The 10,494-nt window shown below is 61.3% G+C and carries 7 protein-coding genes and 2 pseudogenes; 5 read left to right on the top strand and 4 right to left on the bottom strand.

The window, feature by feature from the left end; genetic code table 11:
* Positions 1-3,460 (top strand): type I secretion C-terminal target domain-containing protein (locus H7995_RS27680; protein WP_185819296.1); only part of this gene is annotated, 3,460 nt, incomplete at its 5' end.
* Between the two features lie 149 nt (positions 3,461-3,609).
* Positions 3,610-3,948, top strand: coding sequence for a tryptophan synthase subunit beta (locus H7995_RS27685; protein ID WP_166593095.1), 339 nt, complete (start codon positions 3,610-3,612; stop codon positions 3,946-3,948).
* A gap of 43 nt (positions 3,949-3,991) precedes the next feature.
* Here the strand turns inward: H7995_RS27685 and lapD are convergent, their stop codons facing one another.
* Together lapD and lapG are read right to left on the bottom strand one after the other, a co-directional pair.
* Entirely contained in the window at positions 3,992-5,938 is a 1,947-nt protein-coding gene (lapD, locus tag H7995_RS27690; RefSeq protein ID WP_166593093.1) for a cyclic di-GMP receptor LapD, read from the bottom strand.
* A 14-nt stretch (positions 5,939-5,952) separates the two neighbouring features.
* Complete coding sequence (gene lapG / locus H7995_RS27695) at positions 5,953-6,645, bottom strand: cysteine protease LapG (protein WP_166593092.1); 693 nt, start codon at positions 6,643-6,645, stop codon at positions 5,953-5,955.
* Positions 6,646-6,916: 271 nt separating this feature from the next.
* On the opposite strand from lapG, the gene H7995_RS27700 reads away from it, so the two are divergent.
* Positions 6,917-7,627, top strand: a complete 711-nt coding sequence (locus tag H7995_RS27700) for a GntR family transcriptional regulator (protein WP_166593091.1) — start codon at positions 6,917-6,919, stop codon at positions 7,625-7,627.
* 78 nt (positions 7,628-7,705) lie between these two features.
* Here H7995_RS27700 and H7995_RS28950 read toward each other — a convergent pair whose 3' ends face one another.
* Positions 7,706-8,491 carry a methyl-accepting chemotaxis protein gene (locus H7995_RS28950; protein ID WP_371927929.1) on the bottom strand — a complete coding sequence of 262 codons (786 nt, stop codon included), beginning with the start codon at positions 8,489-8,491 and terminating at the stop codon, positions 7,706-7,708.
* A gap of 69 nt (positions 8,492-8,560) precedes the next feature.
* Positions 8,561-9,643, bottom strand: a pseudogene (locus tag H7995_RS28955) (HAMP domain-containing protein); the annotation flags it as partial.
* Between the two features lie 252 nt (positions 9,644-9,895).
* On the opposite strand from H7995_RS28955, the pseudogene H7995_RS27710 reads away from it, so the two are divergent.
* Positions 9,896-10,211: pseudogene (locus H7995_RS27710) on the top strand (TonB-dependent siderophore receptor); the annotation flags it as partial.
* Between the two features lie 76 nt (positions 10,212-10,287).
* Positions 10,288-10,494, top strand: a 207-nt coding sequence (locus H7995_RS28340) for a hypothetical protein (RefSeq protein ID WP_206684770.1), incomplete at its 3' end; no start/stop codon positions are given.

The following is a 10,494-nucleotide window of genomic DNA, read 5'->3' on the forward strand; positions in this document are numbered from 1 at the left end:
GGTCACCGCCAAGGACGACATCTTCACCGGCGGTCAGGACGCGATCGTCAACAAACTCGAGTCGGTTTCGGCTAACAACTTCGAGAAGTTGACCCTCGGTAAAGACCAATACACCACTACCGTCACCGACGAGCCATCGGGCCAGGGCGACCTGACCACTGTGGGTATCAATGGTGTGACGTCGGTCATCGAAGGCCAGTCGGCGCATTACACGCTGAACCTGAGCAACACCGCCCAGACCGATGTGACGGTGACCCTGAAGTACAGCGGCACCGCGATCAATGGTGTGGATTTCACCGGTGTTGTGACGGTTACGATTCCGGCCAACAGCAACAATGTCGGGTTCGATATCAGTACCCGTGATGACAAGCTGGTCGAGGGTGCCGAGAACTTCAAGATCACCATCGAGAAGGCTACCGGTGGTTCTTTCGAAAACCTGGGGATCGATCCGAACAAGTCCAGCGTGATCACCACCATCGTCGACAACGACCATGCACCGGTGACTGTCGGCGGGGCCGTTACCGGTCTTGAAGACACGACCATGACCCTGACCTGGGACAACTTCAAGGTCACTGATGTCGATAACGACAGCCCGTTGGGCATCACCATCACCCAGGTATCGGGCGCTGGCGACCTGCTGTTCAACGGCGTCAAGGTCACGGTTGGCCAAACCATCAGCCAGGCAGATATCGCCCTCGGCAAACTGACGTTTGTGCCCGCACGCAACGAGTCGGGTGCCGATGGCTATGGCGGTACCGGAGTGGGCAACAAGGCCGCGGATTACGCGCAGATCAAGTTCAAGCCTACCGACGGCTTCAACCTGGGCAATGAAGCGACCTTGAAAGTCGATATCACCCCGCAAGCCGATGCGCCAACGCTGAGCATCGCTGGCACCAACGTGAACTCGACGGGCTTGATCAAGGAGACCTGGACCGGCCTGACCGCCCTGAACACTGGCTTCAGCGGTGTAGGCAGCGGTGCGCCCACCAATACCCTGAAATCCGTGATCGACGCGGCCGGCACGCCAAACACCAGCACCACCATCAGCGACGTGCAGGAAGGCAATGTGACGGCTGGGGTGGCTTCGAAAACCTCCGGCCTGATTTACCTCGAAGCCGGCAAGGTCTACACCTTTAGCGGTACCGGCGACGACAGCCTGCTGGTGACTATCGGCGGTCAGAACGTGGCCAGCGCCCTGTGGGGCAATGGCGGCGCACTCAATGGTAGCTTCACGCCGACCACCAGCGGCTACTACACCCTGGACATCTACCACCACAACCAGAGCGGCCCGGGCAGCTACGACGTCAACCTCAAGGTGGACAACGGCCCGGTGCGCGACCTGAACAGTGCCGGGGTGCCGATCTATACCGGCGTCAACGACCTGATCAATGCCGGCGTCACGGTTTCCGACCTGCACGGCAGCAACGGTGAGGGTTACTACGACGGTTACAAACTCAACACCGGTCCAGAAGGCGGCACCATCAAGCTGTCGGCCATCACCACCGGACTGACCGACACGGACGGTTCCGAAAGCCTGAGCGTGAAGATCGGCGGGATTCCGGCGGGCTCCGTGCTCAGCGATGGCGCCGGTCATACCTTCACGGCCACCGCGACCAATGGCGAGGCGATTGTCACCGGCTGGAACCTCGGCACGCTGACCATCACCCCGCCGCCGTACCACAGCACCTCGTTCAACTTGACGGTGACGTCGACGTCCACCGAGCAGTTGGGTGGTTCCGCGCCAAGTACTGCGCAGATCCCGGTGACCCTGTACCCGGCGACGTACAACCCGATGATGGGCACGACCAAGGATGACAACATCCTGGGGACCGACAGCAATGACATCATCATTGCCGACATCGCTGGCCTGAACGTGGTCCAGGGCAAGAACTACAACATCGCGTTCATGGTCGACACCTCCGGCAGTATGGACACCTCGATCAAGGCCGCGAAGGACTCGCTGGCGCTGATGTTCACCACCCTCAAGCAGAGCCTGGGTGCGGACTCCTCGGGGACGGTGAATATCTTCCTGACGACCTTCGACAGCACCGTGAGCAAGACGCTGTCGGTCAACCTCAATGACCAGGGCGCGCTGGAGCTGCTGCAGGGTATGGTCCGGTCGATGTCGTCGGGCGGCGGTACCAACTACGAGGACGTGTTCAAGACCACAGCCAACTGGTTCCAGAGCGATCAGGCCACGGGCAACAAAGGCGCCACCAACCTGACGTACTTCATCACCGACGGTCAGCCCAACTACTACCAGAGTGGCGAGCAGCCCAACCCGGTGGTGGCGGACTTCTACTACAGCACCACCAAAAACGACGGCAAGCTGGACGACTACCTGAACGTCAACAACTACAAACTGGGCGATACCGCGTATATCACCCTGGGCGGCGTGAGCCGTCAGTTGATCAACAGCAACGGTCAGGTCCTCAAATGGACGGAATACGAACCGGGCAAGTGGTACAACTCAAATACCCTCGGCACGATCCGTGCGCAGGGCGACGGTACTTATGAGATCTCGTACACCGACGACAGGAATGGCACGACCAGCAACTCCACCAGCAGCTTCCTGTTGCTCAGTGGGCTATCGCAGGTCGAGGCGATCGGCCTGAACAAGACCATCAAGCCGGCCGACCTGATTCCGTACGACACCGATGACAAGCCGCAAACCAACATCGATCCGAAGGACCTGGCCAATGCCATCCTCGGCCACTCCGAGGCCACCCTGCCGGGTGCCGACACGGTCAATGGCGGTGATGGCAATGACATCATCTTCGGCGACCTGGTGAGCTTCAATGGCATTGCCGGTGAGGGTTACCAGGCCATACAGGCCTTCGTTGGCCAGCAACCCGGGATGGACGCCAACAACGTCACTGCCAGCAACGTGCACCAGTACATCACCGAGAACTACAACAAGTTCGATGTGTCCGGGGCGCGGGACGGTATCGACAACCTGCTGGGGGGTGCCGGCAACGACATCATCTTCGGCCAGGGCGGCGACGATGTGCTCGACGGCGGCAAGGGCAATGACATCCTGCTGGGTGGTACCGGCAAGGACACGCTGCTGGGCGGCGAAGGCAACGACATTCTGTTGGGCGGTTCGGGCAATGACATCCTGACCGGCGGCTCGGGCGCCGACACCTTCGTCTGGAGGTCAGGTGATACCGGCAATGACGTGATCAAGGACTTCAAGGCCAGCGAAGGCGACCGCATCGATCTGCGTGACCTGTTGCAGGGCGAGAGCGCCAGCACCATCGACAACTTCCTGAAAATCACCACGGTTGAAGGGGTATCGACGTTGCAGGTCAGTTCCGAAGGCAAGCTCAATACCGCAGGCGGCATCGCCAACGCCGACGTGACGATCAAACTGGAAGGCAACAACTGGTCCGGTCAGAGCGTCAACTCGCTGGTGGTCGGCCTCGATCCAACTATCAAGATCGACCACAACAACAGTTGACCGGGTACCTGCCGACCGCTCACGCGGGAGGTCGGCAGGCTTGTTCGGATGACCGCCGGGGTGACGATTTGAGCGTTGCCCCGCATACTCACTTGCGTTGGCCTATGCTGCTGACAGCACGACGCTGGTTCATTCATGAGGGATTGTCGATGTTCTACGTGCAACGTGATGCACAGGGAATGCTGGTGCGCGTAGAGGCTGCGCCTTACGCCGAGGCAACGGAAACGCTGCCCGCCGACCACCACGAGGTCCAGGCCTGGTATGCCAACGAGGTGATGGAAACGAGCCTCAAACAGCTTAAACAGAGTGACCTGGAGATGATCCGGGTGCTCGACGACTTGATTCAGGTGCTGACCAGCAAAGGGGTGATTCGCGTCACCGACCTGCCGCCGGCCGCACAAGCCAAGCTGATGGACCGGACCCAGGCGCGTGAAGCGCTGGGTGGTTTGAGCCATCTGATCAACGAAGATGAAAGCGGGTTGATCTGAGCCCTTGAGCGAACCCGGTCGACGGGTACGCTCACACTCAGGGTTACTGCCAGGGTTTCGGTTCGCCGAACAACTGGCCCTGCACCCCGTACAGCCCCATCTCGCGAATCACCCGCAACTCCCCTTCAGTCTCCACCCGCTCGGCAATCAGCGGCAGGTCGATGCTGTGGGCGGCGCGCTGGATGGCTTCGATGAACAGGCGCTTGTCACTTTCCTGATCGATGGCCCGGATGTAGCTGCCATCGATTTTCAGGTAGGCCAGGCCCAGGCGCGACAGATTGCCGATCATGCTGAACCGTCCGCCAAAACGCTGCAGGCTGAGGGAGAAGCCCAGCTCGCGCAGACGCCGGGTCAGGTGTTCGAGCACGGCCTGGTCAGGGAGTTGCTCCTCACCGATTTCCAGGGTCAGGCGTGGCCCCAGGTCCGAATGCTGGCGCAGGATCTCGAAGACCTTGTTCAGCGCCTGCGGGTCCGCCAGGGTCGCCGCGGACAGGTTGAGCGCCAGCGATTGCTCATGGCCGGCCATCTGCGTCAGCACCCCCTCGAGCATCAGGCGGTCGAGCCGCGCCATCCAGCCAAAACGCTCCAGCCACGGCAGGAAGCGCCCGGCGGGAATGGTCTGGCCCTGTTCGTCGAGCAGGCGCGAAAGGACTTTGTAATGCAGCACCAGGTCGGTGTCCTGGCTGGCCACCACCGGCTGGAAGTACAGTTGGAAGCGCTGTTGCTCGAGCGCCTGGTCCAGCAGCCGGTGCCAGGCATGGTGGTCTTCGCCGACCGTCGCGGCGACGTTGTGCTCCAGGCACGCCCAGTTCGACTCGCCCTCGCCTTCCGCTTGCAACAGTGCCTGGTCGGCCAGGCTCAACACCGCCTGCGGTGTATCGCCGTGGACGAACGGTGCCAGGCCGATCGACGCCACCGTTGGCACGTCAGTCGCTCCGGTGGCATGCAGGCTGGCCAACGCACTGTCCAGGCTCTGCGCCAGCTGCTGCGCTTCTTCACGGACCAGTCCTGGCGCCAGCACGGCAAATTCGCCGCCACGGATCCGGGTGACCAGGTTCTGGGTTTCCGGGTAGCGGGCACATTCACGCGATAGCTGTTGGCCGACGGCCTGCAGCAACTGGTCGGTACGTTGCCCGCCCAGGCGCTGGTTGAGGCCCGCCAGGTCCTTGACCCGCAACAGCAACAGGTAACCGGAGCTCGCCTGTTCGGCATTGCTCACCCGGGCATTCAACTGCATCTCGAAATAGCGCCGGTTGGCCAAGCCCGTGAGTGTGTCCTGATAGGATTGCGCACGCAGTTTCTCACTGCGCTCGGCCTGCTCCTGGAACAGCGCCTTGAGCTTTTCGACCATCTGGTTCATGGCCTGCACCACACGCCGTAACTCAGGTGTGCGCGGCAGCTCCGGCAGGCTGAGGAACTCACGCCGGGCAATCGCATGGGACTGCTTGACCATGTAGTCCAGCGGCTTGAGCTGGCGGCGCAGCAACAACGCCCCCAGCACCGCGCTGACCGCGCCACACACCAGCAACCAGCCAAGGCTGCCCAGGGCGCTCTGCCAGAGCTTGGCCACGGCGAACATGGGGTGGCTGATCACCTCGACCCTGGCCGCCTGCTCCCAACCGCGGCTGACCAAGGCATCGCCACCGGCCGGCTCCAGGCCGATCAGGTTGACGAACCACTGGGGCACCTTGCTGACATCGGGCGTGCCGCTGCGCTCGACGATGGCGGTGTCGGTCTTGAGGTCTACCACACGAATGCTCGCGTAATAACCGCTGTCGAAGATCGAGCTGACCATCAGCTCGACCATCGCCGGGTCGTCGATATTGGGTGTCAGCGACAACGCCAGTGCCGTGGCCGCGTCCTGGGCGTGGGAGCGCAGCTGATTGACGTACTGGGTCCGCGAGCTTTCCAGGCTGACCATGAAGCTGCCGGTGAAGGCGACCACCAGGAATAGGCAGATAGCAAGCAACAACTGTTTGAACAATGACATCTGAGCGCGCGCTCCTAGTGGGTCGTCTCGGCCGGAAATCCTTCGGCCTGCATTTTTTTCAGCACATCCTGCCAACGGGACAGGCGCTTGGTATCGCCGACTTTCTGGTTGCCCTTGGCGCCTGGCAGCCACAAGCCCTGCGCATTGAAGGAGTAGACCGGCAACAGGTCGGTACGCTGGCTGGCGGGCGCGATTGCGTCGACCAGGCTATCGAGCACCAGTGGCATCGCGTCCGGGCTGGCATAGTAGGTCAAGACCATGTGCGCGCGGTTCTGGCGCAGGGCCTTGACGTAGGTAATTCGCAACTTGTCGCTGGAGACCCCGAGATGGCGCAGGCTGAAGTATTTGGCGATCGCGTAGTCTTCGCAATCTCCGGCCCCTTTCCATAAGCCTTCGACCGGCGTTTCCCAGTAATCGACCTGACGCCACAGGTCGATGTCTTCCACGTAACGCATCTGCTTGTTGAAGAACAGATTGACCGCTTTGAGCTGCTCGAGCTCCGGCACTTGCTGCTGCGTGGCCAGCAGGCGCTGCCAGGCATCGATCCGCTGCTTGCCCTCGCCCAACGGCCCGTACAAGGCCTCTGCCCGCCGACTGATCTGTGAGAAGTCCCAATCGGCCTGCAGGGCACCGAGCATGACGCTGCCGATCAGCAGTGCCGAGCACAGCCAACGCCAGGTCAAAGTGAGTGCGCAACGTGCCAGCAATGCGGTGATTCCGAGAAGGCGGTGGGAAATCGATTGATGGTGCAGCCTGGATCGGCAAAAGACAATGGCACGATGCAATCACTGGACGCAGGCTAAACTTGAGGGACCGATCTGGATCACAACGTCGCGTTTGCCATCCTGTCATCCGACACCTATGCCTGTGGCATTAAACGCTCGAAAAAGGCATTGTCTTGCCCGTTTGACAAGCTGGCAACCAGTCACTAGTGTGCATTGGATCCAATATTTACTTTTACTGTCGGAGGGCATTGTCGTGGCACAGAAGCCCAACCCACTCAACAGCATTACCATCAGCGGGCCCATCCCCGCCCACCTGGCCCGCGCGGTCATCGAAGAAACCCTGCGTTCGGCCATTCTCGACGGGCGCCTGCCCTGCGGCACCGCCCTGCGCCAGCAAGACCTGGCCGACCTGTTCGGCGTCAGCCGCATGCCCGTGCGCGAAGCGCTGCGCCAGCTCGAAGCGCAATCGCTGCTGCATGTCGTCGCCCACAAAGGCGCGGTCGTGGCCCCCCTGATAGAAGGTGACGCGACCGAGACCTATGCGCTGCGCATCCTGCTGGAGTGCGAGGCCCTGCGCCTGTCGATTCCGCTGCTCGATGAGGCAGATTTCGCCGAGGCCGCGAGCCACATCGACCACCTGGAAACCGAGACCGATTACGCCGAAATCGGCCGACTCAATCGCCTGTTCCATATGGCCCTGTACCGCAAGGCACCGAACCGCCGCTTGCTGACCTTGATCGAAAACGGCCTGTGGGAAGAAGAGCGTTTCCTGCGCTTCAACCTGGGGTCCATGGGACTTGGCAAGCTCACCCAGGAAGATCACCGCGAACTGCTGCGCATTGCCCAAGCCAGGGACATTGACCAGGGCGTGGCCAAGCTGACGCACCACCTCAATCGCGCGGTGGAGGTCATCACCCGCTATCTGAACAGCATCGAATCCCAGGGCAAGACCTCAACGAACTGATGCTCGCGGGTGCATAGGCGAAAAAAAACGCGATGATCCCGGCCGGGCTCATCGCGTTTTTGCCAGTGCTACGGGGCTTCAGATCTTGAAGCTGTCCACCAGTTGTTTGAGGCGGTTGGCCTGCAGCGACAGGGCGTCGCAATCCTTCAAGGTTTCGTTGAGGTTGGCCACGCCCTGCTGGTTCAGCAGGTTGATCTGGTTGATGTCGACGTTGAGGGTCTCGACCACGGCGGTCTGTTCTTCCGTCGCAGCCGCGACCGACTGGTTCATGCCGTCGATCTCGGTGATGCGCTGGGTCACGCTGACCAAACGCGCACCCGCCTGATTCGCCACTTCGACACTTTCTTCGCTGGAAAGCTGGCTGGCGTTCATGGTCGATACCGCCTCACGCGAACCGACTTGCAGCGAGGTGATCATTTTGTGGATCTCTTCGGCGGACTCCTGGGTGCGATGCGCCAGGTTGCGCACTTCGTCGGCCACCACGGCAAACCCGCGCCCGGCTTCACCGGCACGCGCCGCTTCGATCGCGGCGTTGAGCGCCAGCAGGTTGGTCTGCTGGGAGATGCCTTTGATCACATCGAGAATGTGCCCGATGTTGTCGGTACTGGCGTTGAGGGTTTCGATCTGGGTGCAGGACAGGCTGATTTTCTGCGACAGCTCGGTCATCGCCAGGATGGTCTGCTCCACCACTTGGCGCCCGTCGTCGGCCTGCTCGCTGGCGCCGCTGGCGTGTTGCGACGCGTCCGCCGCGTTGCGGGCGATTTCCTGGGTGGCTGCGCCCAGTTCATTGATGGCCGCAGCGACGCTGTTGGTCCGCGCGCTTTGCTCATCGGAGCCGATGATCGAGGCATTGGAGGATGCCATCACCCGTTGCGACAAGTCGTGCACCTGACGGGTGGCCGACGAGACTTCGCTGATGGAGGCATGAATCCGCTCCACGAACTGGTTGAAGGCCCCGCCCAGCTCACCGAATTCATCCTTGCTTTGCACGGCCAGGCGGCGAGTCAGGTCGCCCTCCCCCTGAGCGATGTCCTGCATGGCGCGGCCCATGGTGGTCAGTGGGCGCATCAGCACTTGAATCAGCAGGCTCAGTAGCACGGCAATCGCGGTGACGGCGACGAACATGGCGATCAGGGCTGAGGTGCGGAACTTGCCCAGGGCGGCGTAGGCCTTGTCCCGGTCGATCGACAGGCCGATGTACCACTGCGCATTCGGCAGACCGGTGACGGGGGTAAAGGACAGGATGCGTTCCTGCTGGTTGAGCAGCACGTCCTGGTTGCCCGCACCGACGCGTACGTTGGCGCCTGGATAGATGTCCTTGAGGTTTTTCATCACCTGGTCTTTGTCCGGGCTGACGATCACCTGGCCGTCGGCGCTGACCAGGAACGCATGGCCAATGCCGCCGAAGTCGACCGAATTGATGATGTTGACCAGGGTCGCCAGGCTCAAGTCGCCGCCCACCACACCCAACAGTTCGCCGTGCTTCTTGACCGGCATGGCGATGGTTACTACCAGACCGCCGACTGCGGCCAGGTAGGGCGGGGTCAGCATGGTTTTGTCCGCCGCGACCGCCTGCTTGTACCAGGGGCGCTGACGCGGGTCGTAGCCCTCGGGCATTTTCGCGTCAGGGCGCTGGGTGAACACTCCGTTTACCTGACCGACGTAGGTGAACTGGAAGTTGGAGGTGAAGGCGGGCTGGTCGACCAGGCCCGGGAAGTCGGCGTTGGCGCCTTGGTGCGCGACGTTCTGCGCCAGGTTCTCCAGGACCAGGATCCGTCCACTGAGCCAGTTCTGCACGCTGCTGGCCGTCAGGGCCCCCGCTTGCTGGACGGAGGCGTCGAGGTTTTGCTGGATGGTGTTGCGCTGTAGGTAGTCGTTATACAAAGTGAACAAGGCGAACGCCAGGACCACGACGCCCGAAGCGGCCAACAGGATTTTATGGCTGAACTTGAGATTCATGTCAGGGGGGCTTCTCATGCAAAAGAGTAGGGATGCGTTCCGGGTGCAACATTCCATGTGACGCCATAGGCCGCTCTGTAGCCGCTCTACTTTGGTGCACGCATGTCTCCCCCAGTCTTTCGGCACCAAGCCGGGAAAACTTAGGCTTTTGTGCAGAACCCGGGACAATCTCTACAAATACCCGGCGAATGGCGGGCTAGAGCATTTTCATTGAGAGGAATCGAGGGCGCTGCAGGGCGGACAATCGGGGGGGCAGGCGGTCAGCCAGGACGGCTACAACGCGACACACAGTGAGGTCGCCACCAAGACACCCGTACGAAGCCGCTGTACGAGGCCTATCATCAGGTTCAAGCCACGGTCGGCACTCAGGGCTAACGAGGTGTGGGTTTTGACTTCAGCGGCCTTGTAGACGACGACAAGCGCATTGGCTAGCGCCTGACCGACCTTGTCGACAAATCTGACACGCAGTTCGATCACAACGAGGAAAAGCGCTACGCCCCTGAGCCTCGACTTTACAGACGACACCTCGCTGACACTGCAGGCCTACCTGCAGCACGACCCCGGCGGCAGCTATCACAGCGGCATGCCGGCCGATGGTGTGCTGCATCAGCGTTATGGCCAGCGTACGAAGTTGCCCCCTGAGTACCGACATCGATGTGATCGAAAACAGGGGCAACTCGCCGACGCAGGCGCCACGCCATGTGGATTCGCTGTGGGTGGATTACCTGTTTGACAGCGCGGCACTCGATGGCCTGTGTCTGGGCGTGCTGTATGTCGGCTACGATCTGGGCAAGGTGGGGCTTGACGGGGGTCGACTCTGCTGCAAGCTATGGTGCCTCGCAGAGATTTTAGTGACCTCTGAAACGACAAAACCCCTGTCTGCAATGCAGACAGGGGTTTCGGAATTC

It is taken from the genome of Pseudomonas kielensis, assembly GCF_014236655.1.
In the GTDB taxonomy this organism is placed as follows: Bacteria; Pseudomonadota; Gammaproteobacteria; order Pseudomonadales; family Pseudomonadaceae; genus Aquipseudomonas; species Aquipseudomonas kielensis.